Raw genomic sequence first — 15914 nt, forward strand, 5'->3', positions numbered from 1 at the left:
CCGTCGTCGCCCTCGCCGCAACCGTCATCTTCTGGCTATGACACAAGAACGAGTCCTGACCCTAGACTGGAGACAGGCGGGCGTTCTACGGGGGAACAGGGGAGCTGAGCTGCCAATTGGCGATGGGTTAAGAGTTTATCCCGACCGCCCCACAACCGGCCCCTTGCCTCTCTCTAGCCGCAGGCCTAGGGTCCGGCGCCATGATGATACCCAGCTCCAATGCCAGTCCGACACGCGGGATCTTATTGATGATCCTTGCAATTTTTTGCTTCACCTTGATGGATGCCACCGCCAAGGGCTTGATCGAGAAATATTCAGCCCCCTTGGTCATTTGGGTGCGCTTTGCCGGGCAATTGCTGATCGTATTGGCGATTTTGGGACCACGCGTGAAGCCGATGATGCGCACGAACTTTCCCGTTCTGCATGCCTGGCGCTCGCTCTTTCAGTTCGGCGCGACGGCGTTCTTCTTCCTGTCTTTGCCCTTCATCGGACTTTCTGAAGCCACCGCCATCACCGACATCAACCCGGTCCTGATCACCCTCGGCGCCGCGCTCTTCTTGGGCGAGCGTCTGGGGCCGCGTCGGGTTGCGGGCGTCGTTGCGGCGCTGATCGGCGCGCTGATCATCATCCGTCCGGGCGCGGGTGCCTTCAACGCTTGGGCGATTTTGCCGCTTTGCTGTGCGATCTCTTACGCGGGCAGTGCGCTTTTGACCCGCAAGATTGGCGCGCAAGAGCCGGTTTGGGGCTCGATGATCTATGCTGCCCTCTTCGGCACCATCGTTGCGGGCTGTGCCGTGCCCTTCGTCTGGCAACAGATCGAGGCCGTAGATCTGTGGAAATTCGTGGTGATTGGCTGCCTTGGCACACTGGCGCAGCTTTGCATCATCCGCAGTTTTTCGATCACCGAGGCCGGGATCGTGGCGCCTTTTGCCTATCTCGGCATCATCTTTGCCACCTTCTGGGGGGCCATCTTCTACGACCAATGGCCAGACCGCTGGTCGGTGATTGGTGCGCTTGTGATCGTGGTGGCGGGCCTTTATGTCTGGAGGCGCGAGACAATTGTCGCGCGCAGGGCCAGATAGAGGGCCAGTTGGGCTGATGGCACAAACGAACGGTAACACTTTGCGGCTTTGGCTGCAGGATCGGTTTTTGCGCGGCCTTATTTGGGCGCTGATGCGGCTGCCCTATCGCTGGCGGGTGCCGCTTTGTGGTGCTGCGGTCACACATCTCGTGGCGCCGGTGGCGGGCTACCGCAAGCGCATCCGAGAGAATCTGGCCTATGTCTTGCCAGAGCTCGCACCTGTCGAGGTTGAACGCATCGTCCGCGCAGTGCCCGATAATGTCGGCCGCACCATCATTGAGATCTATTCGGGCGCCGAATTCGCCGCCCATGCCATGCGCCATCCTCTGACAGGCGGTGGCGTCGCGGCGCTTGAGGCTGCGCATCAAGCCGGCCAGCCCGTGATCCTCGTGACCGGGCATTTTGGCAACTATGACGCCAGCCGTGCCGCTTTGGTGGGGCGCGGCTACCGCGTCGGCTCGCTCTACATGCCGATGACCAACCCCTATTTCAACGCGCATTATGAAGCGGCGATTGCCGCCATCGGCAAGCCGATGTTCCCGCGCGGTAAGGCGGGTCTGGGTGCGATGGTGCGCCATCTGCGCAGTGGTGGCATGGTGGGCATGGTGGTCGACCAAAACATGAATCACGGCGCGCCTTTGAAATTTTTCGGCAAGACCGCGCTGACGGCTTTATCGGCTGCTGAGCTGGCGCTGAAATACAACGCGCTTTTGGTGCCAACCTACGGCATCCGCAGCGAGGATGGCCTTTCGTTCACCATCGTGGTCGAGCCGCCGGTGCCGCAAGGCACGCCCGAGGCGATGACGCAGGCCTTGAATGACAGCCTTGAAGTGCTGGCACGCCAACATCTCGACCAGTGGTTCTGGATCCATCGCCGCTGGAAAGGTGGCCAAAGATTTGACGGCGCAGCAGGCTCAGCCTCAGAGTAACGGCAAAGCACGCGCCGTTTCAGCTGTGATCAGTTTACCTGCGCAGCGGCTAAGATTGACGCAGGCCCCGGGTCTTGCAAAATCACCACGGCCGGATCCTCGCCGGTGACCTTTGTCGTAACCGACAAAGGCGAGTCGCCTGCCCAATCGCCCAAGACATCCCATGTGGTCACAATATTGCGGTAAGTGATCACCTGCCCCGCATTTTCGCCCCGCTCAATCTGCACCGTCTCGGCCGGCTTGTAGCGCACGAGTTGCACCTGCACGGCCGCACTCAGCGGCGTCAGCGCTTGCGCTTCGATCAACAGCACATCTCCCTGGCGCTGCACGCGAAGCGCAACATGCGCGCCTTGCGCCACATGCTGTGCGATGGCCGCACCAAGCGCGTCCGGATCATACCCCTCGACTCGGTCTTGCCCGGCCACAATCATCTGCGGCGTGTAGATCATCCGCGAGCCATTGGCGCGGGCATAGGCCTTTTGCCGGGCCGTAAAGGCGGGGTCGGCGAATTTGTCGGCCCAGCCGATATAGTCCCAATAATCGACATGCAGCGACAAGGGCAGGATCTGCGGGTTCTGCGCCAAGCCTTCAACCAGCGCATCCGCTGGCGGGCAGGACGCGCATCCTTGCGATGTAAACAATTCGACCACCACCACCGGCGTGGCCACCACAGGCTCGGCCAGCAATGGCGCGGCCAAGGTCACCCAAAGCCCACAAGTGGCGCCGACGATATGTCGCATCCTGACGATCCGGTATTTTGTTCCCCAAGCGAGTTATAGGCGGGCCAGCCCGTGCCTGCCAATCAAGGAATTGCGATTGTATGTTATAAGATGCGTCACTTCGGCCTTGACGGATGGTTTTAGCCCCTTGCCGTAGGGTCATCCAAAGATAGGCCCCCGCGCTGGACAAGGCCTCCACTAAGCTGTTTGTTAAGCACAACTTTTCTGAGCACCTCGAACGACCACCCGACCGAATGAGGCGAAGGCAAGCAGGCACTTCAAGCGCAAGGCCACAGCCCGCACATCCACAGCTTAGCCCGATCCGCCTGCCTTTGGCGCAAGCGAAACGCTTGAGGACGGCACATCCAGCGCCCCAAACTCTGTGCAAAGGCTCTGGCAATACGGCATACAATTGCATACAATAGCGCCACATCCTACGATTCACTTGCGCGCGCAGCCCTCAACGGGCATGTGTCAGCCAGTTCAGCCAGCCCGCCAAGGAGGCCCGCAGCATGACAGTCACCGTCGGTCACGACAGCAGCAAGACCCGCAAGACCCTGACCGCAGGCGGCCAGACGCTGTCTTATTACTCGATCCCCGCCGCTGAAGAAGCTGGCTTGGGCGAATTCTCGCGCCTTCCCGCCGCTTTGAAGGTGGTGCTGGAGAATATGCTGCGCTTTGAAGATGCAAAGACCGTCTCGGTCGATGACATCAAAGCCTTCTCCGATTGGGGCAAGCTGAACGGCAAGAACCCGATTGAGATTGCCTACCGCCCTGCCCGCGTCTTGATGCAAGACTTCACCGGCGTTCCGGCCGTTGTGGACCTTGCCGCCATGCGCGACGGCATCAAAGGCCTTGGCGGCGACGCACAAAAGATCAACCCGCTGAACCCGGTCGATCTGGTCATCGACCACTCGGTGATGATCGACGAATTCGGCAATCCGCGCGCCTTCCAGATGAACGTGGACCGCGAATACGAGCGGAACATGGAGCGTTATGTCTTCCTGAAATGGGGCCAGAACGCCTTCAACAACTTCCGCGTCGTGCCGCCCGGCACCGGCATCTGCCACCAGGTGAACCTTGAATACCTCGCCCAGACGATCTGGACCGACACCGACCAAGACGGCAATCTGGTCGCCTATCCCGACACTTTGGTCGGCACCGACAGCCACACCACCATGGTGAACGGCCTGGCCGTTCTGGGTTGGGGCGTGGGCGGCATTGAGGCTGAGGCCGCGATGCTGGGCCAGCCGGTTTCGATGCTGATCCCGGAAGTCGTGGGCTTCAAGCTGACCGGCAAGATGGTCGAAGGCACCACCGCGACTGACCTTGTGCTGAAGGTCGTGGCGATGCTGCGCAAGCATGGCGTTGTGAACAAATTCGTCGAATTCTACGGCGAAGGTCTTGACCATCTGCCGCTCGCTGACCGCGCCACCATTGCCAACATGGCACCGGAATATGGCGCGACCTGTGGCTTCTTCCCGATCGATGATGAGACCCTGCGCTACCTGCGCAACACGGGCCGCGAGGAATCGCGCATCGCTCTGGTCGAGGCTTATGCCAAGGCCAACGGCATGTGGCGTGGGGCGGATTACAATCCGATCTACACCTCGACGCTTGAGCTGGATATGGGCACCGTCGTCCCGGCGATCTCGGGCCCGAAACGCCCGCAAGATTACCTGCCGCTGACCGAGGCTGCCCGCAGCTTCTACAAGGTCGTCGCGGGCTATCGCGGCACCGATGTCAGCATCGATGCGCAAGAAATGGTCGATGAGGGCGGCGCAGTGCTGGCCCCGGCCAAGGATCCGCGCCGTACCGTGGCCGTCGAAGGCAAAGATTACACGATCCGCGACGGCTCGGTCGTGATCGCGGCGATCACCTCCTGCACCAACACCTCGAACCCCTATGTGATGATCGGCGCAGGCCTTGTCGCCCGCAAAGCGCGCGCTTTGGGTCTGACCCGCAAGCCTTGGGTGAAAACCTCCTTGGCACCCGGATCTCAGGTCGTGGGCGAATATCTGGAAAAAGCCGGTCTGCAAGAAGATCTCGATGCGATCGGCTTCAACCTTGTGGGCTATGGCTGCACCACCTGCATTGGCAACTCGGGCCCGCTCGGCGATCCGGCGATCTCGAAAGCGATCAACGACAATGATCTGGTGGCCACGGCTGTGCTGTCGGGCAACCGCAACTTCGAAGGCCGGATCAGCCCCGACGTGCGGGCGAACTTCCTCGCTTCGCCGCCGCTGGTCGTGGCTTATGCTTTGGCCGGTGATCTGAACATCGATCTGACCAAGGATGCTTTGGGCATTTCCAAGGACGGTAAAGAGGTCTTCTTGAAAGACATCTGGCCGACCAACCAAGAGATCGCTGACCTCGTCCATGCGACCGTAACGCGTGAGGCCTTCCAGTCGAAATATGCCGATGTTTTCAAGGGCGATGAGAAGTGGCAAGCCGTGAAGGTGTCGGATTCCGAGACCTATGACTGGCCGCCGACCTCGACCTATATCCAAAACCCGCCCTATTTCCGCGGCATGTCGAAAACCCCAGGCGTGATCAAAAACGTCGAAGGCGCGCGGGTTCTCGCGATCCTTGGCGATATGATCACCACCGACCACATCTCGCCGGCGGGCTCGTTCAAGCCCACCACCCCGGCCGGTAAATATCTGGTTGAGCGTCAGGTGCCGGTGTCGGAGTTCAACTCCTACGGCGCGCGTCGCGGCAACCACGAAGTGATGATGCGCGGCACCTTCGCCAATATCCGCATCAAAAACGAGATGCTGGACGGCGTGGAAGGCGGCTACACCAAGGGTCCGGATGGGGTGCAAACCTCTATCTTCGACGCCTCGATGGCCTATCAAGAGCAAGGCACCCCGCTCGTCATCTTCGGCGGCGTGGAATACGGTGCAGGCTCCTCGCGCGACTGGGCAGCCAAAGGCACCGCACTTCTGGGCGTGAAAGCCGTAATCGCCGAGAGCTTTGAGCGGATCCACCGTTCGAACCTCGTCGGCATGGGCGTCATCCCGTTCGAGTTCCTGCCGGGCGAAAACCGCAAGACCTTGGGCCTGAAGGGTGATGAAACCGTCACCATCGAAGGCCTTGAGGGTGATCTGAAACCGCTGAGCACGGTACCCTGCCACATCACCTATGCCGATGGCAGCACCAAGACGATCCAGATCAAATGCCGGATCGATACCGCGATCGAGATTGAATATGTCGAGAACGGTGGCGTGCTGCATTATGTGCTGCGGAACCTTGCCAAAAACTGATCCCAGTTCGGCAACAGTCTGTTCTTCGTGCAACCCCCGGTTTAACGCCGGGGGTTACTTTATTTTAACTTTTGGATGTCTAATAATTGCAAATATCGCGGGTCCGTCAGCAACTTAGCTACGAACCAGAGGTTCAGGCGATCAGCGCCCTGATCTGTAAAAACGCGATTGTGTTTTCTCGTTTTACGAGTGTCATTCGCCTATAGGGCCCATCGTAAAGCAGGACCTCATTGCCATGAGCAAGGCCATATTCCCGCCGCTCGCGCCGCAACAACGCCAAGCGCATCCCGCCAGAGCCGGGGCTCTGCGGGCGCGAAAGCGGCTCTGGTCCGGCTCTTTGCCGATGGTGGAATGGATGGTGATCTGTGGCGTCGGTGTGATGCTCTTGATGACCTAAAAGCCTTCGCTTTTAGCGGCCTGAAACGCCCGCGCGTTTACGGCGCACAGGCCTCTTCGCGACCATCTGTCACCGCCCAAAGCGTGTAGCGCGCACCGGCCTCGTTGGCAGGTTCAAGGATATTGCGAACCTCGGTAAAGGTGCTGACCTGCAAAGGCATGGGCAGATCAGTCTCATCGGCGGTCTCAGCGCCGCAACTGCGGACAACCAACCCCCAGCCTTGCGCTGCTGGCTCAATGCGCACCAGATCATTCAAAAGACCCGGCGGCATGGCCGCATCCCGCCCGACACGCTGGTAGACGCCAGAAAAGAACGCCGGATCAGGCAGACTGTCCTCGGCCCTCGCTGGCCCGGTGACACCGCTCAGCAGCGCCATCATCGCCAAACCAGCGCGGTTCATTGCAACGCCTTTTCCAATTCGGGAAGGAAGCGGGTCTCGTAATCGGTGCCGACCAACGGCCCAGTAAATTTGAACAGCACCGTGCCATCGCCGCCGATGATAAAGGTCTCGGGCGGGTTGGTGACGCCCCATTCCACACGGTTGCGGCCGATCGGATCGGTGGCCAGCGCGAAGAACGGGTTGCCGTCGCGCTGCAGATAGGCGGTGGCGTCGGCCTCGGCATCCATCATATTGATGCCCGCCACGCGAATGCCGCGCGCATCCATCTCTTTCAGCACCGGATGCTCGGCCCGGCACGGCGGGCACCAACTGGCCCAAAAGTTCAGCACCGTCACCTCACCCTTGCGCAGGTCTTCCGCCGTCAGCTGCGGGATGCCGGGCAACCCCGTCTCGGGCAGCACGGGTGCCGCTTTGCCAATGAAGGCCGAGGGCAGATCGGTGGCACTTTTGCCATCCATTCCTGCGTAAAAAAGCAAAGCGAGTCCCGCAAACAACGCCGGAGGTGCGGCCAGCAGCCATTTAGCCATCAGATTTCTCCATCCGCGCCTCACTCTCCGCCAAGGCGCGGATCGACTTGGCACGGTGCCAAACCGTCACCCCCACCAGAGCCGCCAAAAGCGCGAAGGTCGCCCCGTAAGAGGCCAGAACCGCAAAGGCGTATTTTCCCAAATCAGGCATCATGCCAAGCGCTCCCTTGCTGCCAAGGCTTGCGCGCGGCGCAGCCGGATTTCGCTGCGGGTGCGGATCAGCACCAGTGCCAAAAACAAAAGCTCAAACCCGATGATGCAGACCACCAAAGGCAGCCAGAACACGTCCGAGACGTTTTCCTTGGCATCAAGCGACAAGCTCGCGCCTTGGTGCAGGCCTTGGTTCCAGAAATTTACCGCATAGCGCGACAAAAGTGCAAAGACCGAGCCGACGATGCAAAGCACGCCCGTCAGATCGGCGGCGGTATCGGGGTTCTCCACCGCTTCCCACAGAGCGATGTAGCCCATGTAGAACAAGGCGAAGATCAAGAAGCTCGTCAGCCGCGGGTCCCAAGCCCACCAGGTGCCCCACATCGGCTGGCCCCAAAGCGCACCGGTGATCAGCGCGATCAGCGTGAAGGTCAGCCCGACCGGCGCCGCCGCTTTCGCCACCAAGGCCGAGACATGGTGCCGCCGCACGATCCAGATCAGCGAGGCCACCAGCATCACCGCCCAAGCGTTGATCGCCGCCGAAGCTGCCGGCACATGGATGTAGATGATCTTAACGGTCGAGCCTTGCTTGTAATCATCAGGCGTGAAGAAGAAGCCCCAGATGATGCCAATGCCCAAAGACAGCACCGTCAGCGCGACGATCCACGGCAAAAGCCGGCCCGAAAGGGCCATGAATTTCTTTGGATTGGCATATTCCCAGAGCGACATGGTGTTTCGTTCATTCCCCGGCTGGTCTGGATCTAGATGGTCTCGGTTACGCCTTTAGCACGTTCTGATCTAGCGGAGATTGACGCGGATTGCCGCAGCCGCCGCAAAGGGCAACAGCGCGCCGCTGACCGCGGTGATTGCCACCAAAAGCGCCAACGGCGTGACGGCATCTGCACCGCTTGCGCCGCGCTTGATCACTTCGGCGCCGAAAATCAAGGTGGGCACATAAAGCGGCAGCACCAAAAGGCTCAGGAGCAGCCCGCCGCGTTTGATCCCCACGGTAAGCGCCGCGCCAAAAGCGCCAATCATCGAAAGCGCAGGCGTGCCAGCAAGCAGCGAGAGAATCAGCCACAGATAGCTCTCGGCGGGTAGATTCAGCAAAAGCCCCAGAACCGGTGCCAACAGGGTCAGCGGCAGGCCCGTGACCAGCCAATGCGCCAGCGCTTTCACCGCCACCGCCCCCTCCATCGGCAAGGGCGAGGTGGCAAGCAAATCAAGGCTGCCGTCTTCAAAGTCGAGCGCGAAGATGCGGTCGAGCGACAGAAGGCAAGCGAGCAAAGCCCCGACCCAAAGGATGCCGGGGGCGATTTTGGCCAATGTCGTCGGCTCGGGGCCGACGCCCAAAGGCACCAGCACCGCCACCAGCAAGAAGAAGGCCAGCCCAAGGCCGAAGCCCCCCCCGGCGCGGAAGGCAAGTCGCAGATCGCGAAAGAGAAGCGCGCTCATAGGAAGGCCTCTTGAAAGGCATCCGTGCGGCGGATTGTGGCGGCGGTCGCACGGTAAGGCGTCAGGTCCAAGGTCTCGGCCTGCGCCAGCCCCAGATCGATATGGGTCGCCATCAAAGCCGCGCCACCTTGCGCCAGATGGCCCTGCACCACGCCCGCGAACAACGCGACCGAAGCGGCATCCAAACTGACCGTCGGCTCATCCAACAGCCAGATCGCCCGGCCCGACACCATCAACCGCGCCAACCCCAAACGGCGCTTTTGTCCTGCCGAAAGGCTCCCGGCCCAGCGGTTGCGCAAGGCGGTTAGGTTCATCGCCTGCAAAGCGTCTTCCACCAAATCGGTGCCATAGACCGAGGCCCAAAAGCGCAGATTTTCTTGCACGCTGAGGGTGGCTTTCAGCCCATCGGCGTGGCTGGCATAGGCCAGCGTCTCTGGTGGGACATTCAACTCTCCGGCGGCTTTTGGTTGCAACCCGGCAATCGTGCGCAAAAGCGTGGTTTTGCCGATGCCATTGGCGCCGCGCAGCACCAAAGCCTGCCCGGCGGCAAGACTGAAGCTTACGCCTTCCAGCACGGTCAGCCCGCCGCGCTGCACCGCCAGATCTTTGACCAGCAATTCCATAAGAGAGACCTAGCGCATGCGTGGCAGTTGCAAAAGCCCTGCCCGCTTATGCTGTTTAGCCGACCGGCAACAAGGCTGCGGCAATGCGGCGGCCTTCGCTGAGAAGCACGTTATAGGTGCGCGCGGCGGCGGGAGAGCTCATCACTTCAAGCCCGATCCCCGCCTCTTCAAAAGCGGCACGGAACGCTTTTGGCGGATGCGCGATGTCAGCGCCCATCCCCAACAGCAAAACGTCGATCTGCCCGGCCAGAGACAAAGGCGTCTCCAGATCCTCGAGCCCGGCCCAAAGCCCAGCATCATAAGGCGTCACCAGACAAGCGCCGCGCAGAAGATGCCCGCCGACCCGGAAAAACCCCGGCCCATAACCGTCGATCGGCTGGGCCAGGTCATAGCTGATTTCGGTCAGGCGCATCGACAAACCCGCTTAAGCGTCAATATCGGCGAATTCGTTGGAGCTTTTCTTCGGCTTGTCGCCGCGATCCACACCCAAGAACAGCACGACATTCTTCGCCATATAAAGCGTCGAATAGGTGCCCAGAACCACGCCCAAGATCATCGCGAAAACAAAGCCGCGAATCACGTCGCCGCCCCAGATGATCAGCACCGTCAGCGAGATCAGCGTTGTCGTCGCGGTCATCACCGTACGGCTCAGCGTCTCATTCGCAGTGAGGTTCATCATCTCACGCAGGGGCATGGTTTTGTACTTGGCCAAATTCTCGCGCAGCCGGTCGAAGATCACCACGGTGTCGTTGACCGAATAGCCCAAGATGGTCAGCAAAGCCGCCACGATCGACAGATCGAACCGCAGGCTAAAGAGCGAGAAGATGCCAAGCGTGACGATCACATCATGCAGCATCGCCGAGACGGTACCGACCGCCATCTGCCATTCGAACCGCATCCAGATATAGACCATGATCCCGGCCGAGCCGATGAAGACGGCCAAGACGGCCTTCCAGATCAACTCACCCGAGACTTTGGGGCCAACCGATTCGACCTGGGCAAAGACCACCGCAGGATCGACGGCTTTCAATGCCGCCTCGGCCGCTAGGATGGCATCCGAGGTCACCGCCTCTTCACCATCGCGCGCACCGATGCGGATTTGCGCCACATGCTGGTCTTCGCGGAAGCCGGGATCGTTCACCTCGGTGATGGTCACATCGCCCAGATCCAAGGGGGCCAAAGCGTCACGATAGACCGAGATATCCAAGGGCGTGGTGCTCTCGGTGCGGATCGTGGTGCCGCCCAAGAAGTCGACGCCAAAGTTCAGCCCCTTGACCGCGACAGTGCCAAGCGAGGCGACGATCATGAAGATCGAGAAGCCAAAGGTAAGCCACTGCCAGCGGAAGAAGTCGATGTTGGTCTTTTCAGGGACCAGTTTCAGACGGAATGCCATTGCTGTTCCTCCCTCAGACCACGATCGTCTTCGGACGTTTCCGGTTGAGATAAATCTCGATCACAAGCCGGGTCACATAGACCGCGGTGAACATCGAGGTGATGATGCCAAGGGTGAAGGTCACCGCGAAGCCGCGGACCGGACCGGAGCCCACCGCATACATGATAATACCGGTGAGAAGGCCGGTGATATTGGCGTCCATAATCGCCGAGAAGGCGCGATTAAAGCCCGCCTCACAGGCCTTGGCCGGAGAGGCCCCATCGCGCAATTCCTCGCGGATCCGCTCGAAAATCAGCACGTTTGCGTCAACCGCCATCCCCATGGTCAAGACGATCCCGGCGATGCCCGGCAGGGTCAGCGTGGCGCCAATCGACGACATCAGCGCGACCATGATGATCACGTTGAGGATCAGCGCGATATTGGCGAACCAGCCGAAGATGCCATAGGACAGCACCATATAAGCGATGACGGCGATGGCACCGATGATGGCAGCTTTCTTACCGGCGTCGATCGAATCCGCGCCCAGTTCCGGACCGATGGTGCGTTCCTCAAGGAACTCCATCTTGGCGGGCAAAGCCCCTGCCCGCAGCAGAACCGCCAGCTGGGTGGCCTCTTCAATGGTGAAGTTGCCAGTGATGATGCCCGAGCCGCCGGTGATCGCTTGGTTGATACGCGGCGCCGAGATGACTTGGTTGTCGAGAACGATGGCGAAGGGCTTGCCGACATTGGCGGCGGTATATTCGCCAAACTTGCGCCCACCTGCCCCATCAAAGCGGAAGCTGACGGCGGGGTTCGAATTTTGGTCAAAGGCCGGTTGCGCATCTTGCAACTGCTCGCCGGTGACGACGGGCGTATCTTCCAAGACGTAATAAACGCCCGGCTCATCCAGCGAGGGCACCAGCGAATTACGCGCACCGGGGCTGGTCGCGGGGTTGGTGGTGCGGCTGACCACCGGCTGGAAGGTCAGTTTCGCGGTGGTACCGATCAGCTCTTTCAGCTCTGTCGCCGAGCCGATGCCCGGCACTTGGATCAAGATGCGGTCGGCGCCTTGGCGTTGGATCGTGGGTTCGCGGGTGCCCGCTTGGTCCACACGGTTGCGAATGATCTCAAGGCTTTGACGCATGCTGCGCTCATCGATCGCGGCTTTCTCCGCATCCGAAAGCTGCACCACGATATCAGCACCATCCGAAGTCACTTCGATATCGGTATGGCCCACGCCGGTCAGCGAGGTGATGGGCGTTGCCAAAGCACGCACAGCCGTCAGCGCGGCCGGCATCGCCTCGGGGTTCGCAATCGTGACCCGCAGCACGCCATCGACCGAAGGGGCGCGCCGCACGCCGCCCACCTCGTTGCGAATGTCGCGCAGCGCGTCACGCACTTCAGGCCAGCGGGCGTCGATGGTGGATTTGTAAACTTCGGACAGCTCAACCCGGCCCAAAAGATGCGCACCGCCGCGCAGATCGAGACCAAGGTTCATCAAGGCCGAAGGCAGGAATGAGGGCCAGCCCGACAGGGCCTCGGCCTGTTCCGGGGTGGCCACACCTTCGCTGGCCGCAATCGCTTTGGCCGCGTCGTTATGGGCCTCAACCCGGGGGTAAAATCCATTCGGCATTGCCGCTAGGATACCCCAGCCGCAAAAGACGAAGATCAAGACACGTTTCCACATGGACGTGGGGTTCATCAAGGGGCCTCAGTCATTCACGGAAAAACTGGAGCCGGGCCCGGAGCCGGGCCACGGCTTGAAGGGACGAGCGGCAGAAGGCTCAGCTCGCGGCCGGCTCGGTCTTGTTGAGCACGGCGGTGATGGTGTGGCGCAAGACTTTGACGCGAACGTTATCAGCGATTTCCACCTCGATCATGCCATCTTCTTGCACTTTCGAGACCTTGCCGACGATGCCACCTTGGGTGACGATCTGATCGCCGCGGCGCAGAGCTTCAATCATGGCACGGTGCTTTTTGGCCTGCTTTTGCTGCGGGCGGATGATCAAGAGATACATGATCCCGAAGACCAGTACCATCGGGATGAGCATCGAACCCAGCGCGCTGGCGCCGGCTGCATCTGCGGATTGTGCAAAAGCGGGGGTAACGAACATGGGCGTCCTTTCCTGTTGCCGACCGGGAAAGAGATCCCAGCTTGAGACGGGCGCCCTTCACGGCGCATCGCGCGACATCTAAGCGGTTTTTCGCTGCGATGCCAGAGGGCAGCACTCAAGCCCGCGTGTGATTGAGTGCTGCCCAAGGCCCGCAAGCCTCACATGCGCACCCGTCACCTAGAGCATCCCCTTCACCACCGGCAGTCGTTTACAGAGCCAAGTCGCGCCCCAAGCGCCGAAAAGCGCCACCGCCGTGGGCCAAGCCGTGCCACCATCGGCGCCAAAGATCTTATAACCGACCAGCATGAAAAACGGGTGCAAGAGGTAGAGCCCAAAGGCATAGCCGGCCAAATCCGTCATCCATTGCCCCTGCCAACGCAGCCGGTAGCCGATCTCAAAGATCACCGCGCATAGGATCAGTTGGATGCTTGCAACATCCCAATCAAGCGCCAAGAGCACCGCGCTGGAGACGAAGGCCGCCGCCAAGGTGATCTCGGGCCGCCCCAACCGATGCGCCACGGCCGCCAGCGCCCCCCAAATGAAGATCGGCAGCGAAAAGGCCCATTGCGGCACGGGCGGCACAATCGGCCCGTCCGAGATCAGCCAACCCTCCAAGCCCGATTTGGCATGGATCAAACCCAAAGCGATCGACAAAGGCACCAAAATCACCGACGCCAGCACCAGTTGCGGCACGCGCTCCACATCGCGGGCAATGGCCGGGATGAAGATCATCGCCAGCGCAGCAAAGGGCAGGAACCACAGATGGATCGACGGTCCGATCAACAGGGTGAAAGGATCTGAGAGCAGCTGGAATGGCTCATCCGAGACGACCTCCCAGACCAGCCGGTAAAAGGCGCACCAAAAAAGCCAAGGGACCAGCATGCGCTTGGCGCGATTGCTCCAGAACCCGCCGCCCTGCCCCTCTTGGCCCATCGCTCGGCGGTATGAGCCCACTCCGAAATAGGCGGTCAGGATCAAGAACAGGCCAAGTGCGGGGTAGCCCACCACCGCCCAGCCCATCCCGTGATCCAAGACAATCCCCACCGCGGCCAGAAAGCGCAAAAGATCAATCACCCGGCGATATTCACGCTTGGGCTGAGGCTGCGGATTCGGTCCAGAGGAAGGCAGATCCACCGGATCCACACGCAAAGCCGTTGTCATAAAAACATTCTCCGCCTGAATTTCCGATGCAAACGCCCGCGGCAAGGTCACCGAAGAACGCCTTTCAACTTGCGGCACAGCACGGCGCAGTGAAGGAAGCATCGGTCGGATCAGGAGCTTGCTGCTAAATCCTCAAGCCCGCTCCAGTGATGCCCCCAATTCGAAAAAATCTTTGTTCAACTTGTCGCGACACTTTTAAAAAACCAGTGTCGCCCCTCCCTAGCGCGCGCAAAGCCCCGACCGCAAGTGCAGGTTGCCCCAAGGACATAGCGACAGCCCGCCGCTTGAGCCCGCTCTTCCCCCGCTGACGGTGATCTGGCATAAGCGCGCTGACAGTTTGAAACGCGCCGCAGCGCTGCGGCCCGAAAGCCTGTATCACGACCCTTTCGCCCAAAAGACAGAGGCCAAAATGCACGATATCCGCGCCATCCGGGAAAACCCTGCCGCTTTTGATGCAGCACTTGCCCGCCGGGGTCTCTCGCCTCTGTCGTCGGAGCTTTTGGCCATTGATGAGGCGCGCCGCGCCCTTATCAAACAGGCCGAGGATGCCAAAGCCGCGCAAAACGCTTTGTCAAAAGAGGCGGGCCAAGCCAAGGCCAAGGGCGATGAGGCCGAGTTTGTTCGTATTCGCGAAGAAGTCAGCCGCCGCAAAGCCGTTGAAGGCGGACTTCTCGAGCAGGCGAACGCCGAAGATCTGCGCCTGAAAGCCGCTTTGGAAGTGATCCCCAACCTGCCCTTAGACGAAGTGCCCGAGGGCAAGGATGAAGACGACAACGTCGAAATCCGCCAATGGGGCACGCCCCGCGCCTTCGACTTCCAACCGGTCGAGCATTTCGACATCGCGGGCGTCAAACCCGGGATGGATTTCAACACCGCCGCCAAGCTTTCTGGCGCGCGCTTTGTGGTGCTGAAAGGCGCTGTCACCCGCGTCCACCGCGCCTTGGCGCAATTCATGCTCGACACCCATGTCAATGAACATGAGTTGGAAGAGACTTGGACCCCGGTCTTGGTGAAGTCCGAAGCCATGTATGGCACCGGCAACCTGCCGAAATTTGCCGAGGACAGCTATAAAACCACCAATGATTGGTGGCTGGTTCCGACCGCCGAGGTGACGCTGACCAACACCGTCGCGGGCGATATCATCGACGGCGCTGATCTGCCGATCCGGATGACCGCGCATACGCAATGCTTCCGCTCCGAGGCCGGCTCGGCCGGTAAGGACACCTCGGGCATGTTGCGCCAGCACCAGTTCGAGAAGGTCGAGATGGTGACGATCTGCACCCCCGAGACCGCCTTGGCCGAGCATGATCGGATGACCCGCTGCGCCGAGACGATCTTGGAAAAGCTGGGCCTGCCCTACCGCACCATCGTGCTTTGCACCGGCGATATGGGCTTTGGCAGCCAAAAGACCCATGACATGGAAGTTTGGCTGCCCGGCCAGAACCGCTACCGCGAAATCTCGTCCTGCTCGACCTGTGGCCAGTTCCAAGCGCGGCGGATGAATGCGCGCTACCGTGCAGGCTCGGGTGCGAAACCGGATTTTGTTGCAACCTTGAATGGATCCGGCTTGGCCGTCGGGCGTTGTCTGATTGCCGTTTTGGAAAATGGTCAGCAGGCCGATGGCTCGGTTGAGCTGCCAGCGGTGCTGCACCCCTATTTGGGCGGCAAAACCCGTATTTCGGCCGAAGGTAAATTGGTCTGATATTTTAGAGAGGTGAAG

The 15914-nt window shown here is 60.6% G+C and carries 17 protein-coding genes; 5 read left to right on the plus strand and 12 right to left on the minus strand.

The genetic code is table 11. From position 1 onward, the window contains the following. Positions 1-203 precede the first annotated feature (203 nt). Positions 204-1082: a DMT family transporter gene (locus Q9295_RS09450; protein ID WP_306680508.1), complete on the plus strand. Its 879-nt coding sequence runs from the start codon at positions 204-206 to the stop codon at positions 1080-1082. A 16-nt stretch (positions 1083-1098) separates the two neighbouring features. Next, entirely contained in the window at positions 1099-2010 is a 912-nt protein-coding gene (locus Q9295_RS09455; RefSeq protein ID WP_306680308.1) for a lysophospholipid acyltransferase family protein, read from the plus strand. A gap of 29 nt (positions 2011-2039) precedes the next feature. Here the strand turns inward: Q9295_RS09455 and Q9295_RS09460 are convergent, their stop codons facing one another. Continuing rightward, on the minus strand, positions 2040-2750 hold the full coding sequence (locus Q9295_RS09460) for a DUF1223 domain-containing protein (protein WP_306680309.1): 711 nt from the start codon (positions 2748-2750) through the stop codon (positions 2040-2042). A gap of 491 nt (positions 2751-3241) precedes the next feature. Here Q9295_RS09460 and acnA point away from each other — a divergent pair, with 491 nt between their 5' ends. Both acnA and Q9295_RS09470 read left to right on the plus strand, forming a co-directional pair. Further along, positions 3242-5995: an aconitate hydratase AcnA gene (gene acnA / locus Q9295_RS09465; protein WP_306680310.1), complete on the plus strand. Its 2754-nt coding sequence runs from the start codon at positions 3242-3244 to the stop codon at positions 5993-5995. A gap of 235 nt (positions 5996-6230) precedes the next feature. After that, complete coding sequence (locus tag Q9295_RS09470) at positions 6231-6392, plus strand: hypothetical protein (RefSeq protein WP_306680311.1); 162 nt, start codon at positions 6231-6233, stop codon at positions 6390-6392. A 37-nt stretch (positions 6393-6429) separates the two neighbouring features. Here Q9295_RS09470 and Q9295_RS09475 read toward each other — a convergent pair whose 3' ends face one another. The 11 genes from Q9295_RS09475 to Q9295_RS09525 all read right to left on the minus strand — a co-directional run bounded on the left by Q9295_RS09475 (position 6430) and on the right by Q9295_RS09525 (position 14194). Further along, positions 6430-6792: a hypothetical protein gene (locus Q9295_RS09475; RefSeq protein WP_306680312.1), complete on the minus strand. Its 363-nt coding sequence runs from the start codon at positions 6790-6792 to the stop codon at positions 6430-6432. Next, entirely contained in the window at positions 6789-7319 is a 531-nt protein-coding gene (locus Q9295_RS09480; protein WP_306680313.1) for a DsbE family thiol:disulfide interchange protein, read from the minus strand. The genes Q9295_RS09475 and Q9295_RS09480 overlap by 4 nt, the downstream gene beginning before the upstream one ends. Beyond that, positions 7312-7473, minus strand: coding sequence for a heme exporter protein CcmD (gene ccmD / locus Q9295_RS09485; RefSeq protein ID WP_306680314.1), 162 nt, complete (start codon positions 7471-7473; stop codon positions 7312-7314). Before ccmD ends, Q9295_RS09480 begins: the two co-directional genes overlap by 8 nt. Further along, complete coding sequence (locus Q9295_RS09490; RefSeq protein ID WP_306680316.1) at positions 7470-8198, minus strand: heme ABC transporter permease; 729 nt, start codon at positions 8196-8198, stop codon at positions 7470-7472. Before Q9295_RS09490 ends, ccmD begins: the two co-directional genes overlap by 4 nt. Before the next feature lie 69 nt (positions 8199-8267). Further along, positions 8268-8924, minus strand: a complete 657-nt coding sequence (gene ccmB, locus Q9295_RS09495; RefSeq protein WP_306680317.1) for a heme exporter protein CcmB — start codon at positions 8922-8924, stop codon at positions 8268-8270. Next, positions 8921-9547 (minus strand): heme ABC exporter ATP-binding protein CcmA, encoded by a 627-nt coding sequence (ccmA, locus tag Q9295_RS09500; RefSeq protein WP_306680318.1) that lies wholly within the window; start codon positions 9545-9547, stop codon positions 8921-8923. Before ccmA ends, ccmB begins: the two co-directional genes overlap by 4 nt. A 55-nt stretch (positions 9548-9602) precedes the next feature. Continuing rightward, positions 9603-9959 (minus strand): Mth938-like domain-containing protein, encoded by a 357-nt coding sequence (locus tag Q9295_RS09505; RefSeq protein WP_306680319.1) that lies wholly within the window; start codon positions 9957-9959, stop codon positions 9603-9605. A 12-nt stretch (positions 9960-9971) separates the two neighbouring features. Further along, complete coding sequence (gene secF / locus Q9295_RS09510; RefSeq protein ID WP_306680320.1) at positions 9972-10940, minus strand: protein translocase subunit SecF; 969 nt, start codon at positions 10938-10940, stop codon at positions 9972-9974. Between the two features lie 13 nt (positions 10941-10953). Next, on the minus strand, positions 10954-12621 hold the full coding sequence (gene secD, locus Q9295_RS09515; protein WP_306680321.1) for a protein translocase subunit SecD: 1668 nt from the start codon (positions 12619-12621) through the stop codon (positions 10954-10956). 82 nt (positions 12622-12703) lie between these two features. Continuing rightward, complete coding sequence (gene yajC, locus Q9295_RS09520) at positions 12704-13033, minus strand: preprotein translocase subunit YajC (protein ID WP_306680322.1); 330 nt, start codon at positions 13031-13033, stop codon at positions 12704-12706. Between the two features lie 177 nt (positions 13034-13210). Beyond that, positions 13211-14194 (minus strand): acyltransferase family protein, encoded by a 984-nt coding sequence (locus Q9295_RS09525; RefSeq protein ID WP_306680323.1) that lies wholly within the window; start codon positions 14192-14194, stop codon positions 13211-13213. A 409-nt stretch (positions 14195-14603) separates the two neighbouring features. On the opposite strand from Q9295_RS09525, the gene serS reads away from it, so the two are divergent. After that, on the plus strand, positions 14604-15896 hold the full coding sequence (gene serS, locus Q9295_RS09530) for a serine--tRNA ligase (protein ID WP_306680324.1): 1293 nt from the start codon (positions 14604-14606) through the stop codon (positions 15894-15896). The last annotated feature ends 18 nt before the right edge of the window (positions 15897-15914 follow it).

It is taken from the genome of Pseudogemmobacter lacusdianii (assembly GCF_030848395.1).
In the GTDB taxonomy this organism is placed as follows: Bacteria; Pseudomonadota; Alphaproteobacteria; order Rhodobacterales; family Rhodobacteraceae; genus Pseudogemmobacter; species Pseudogemmobacter lacusdianii.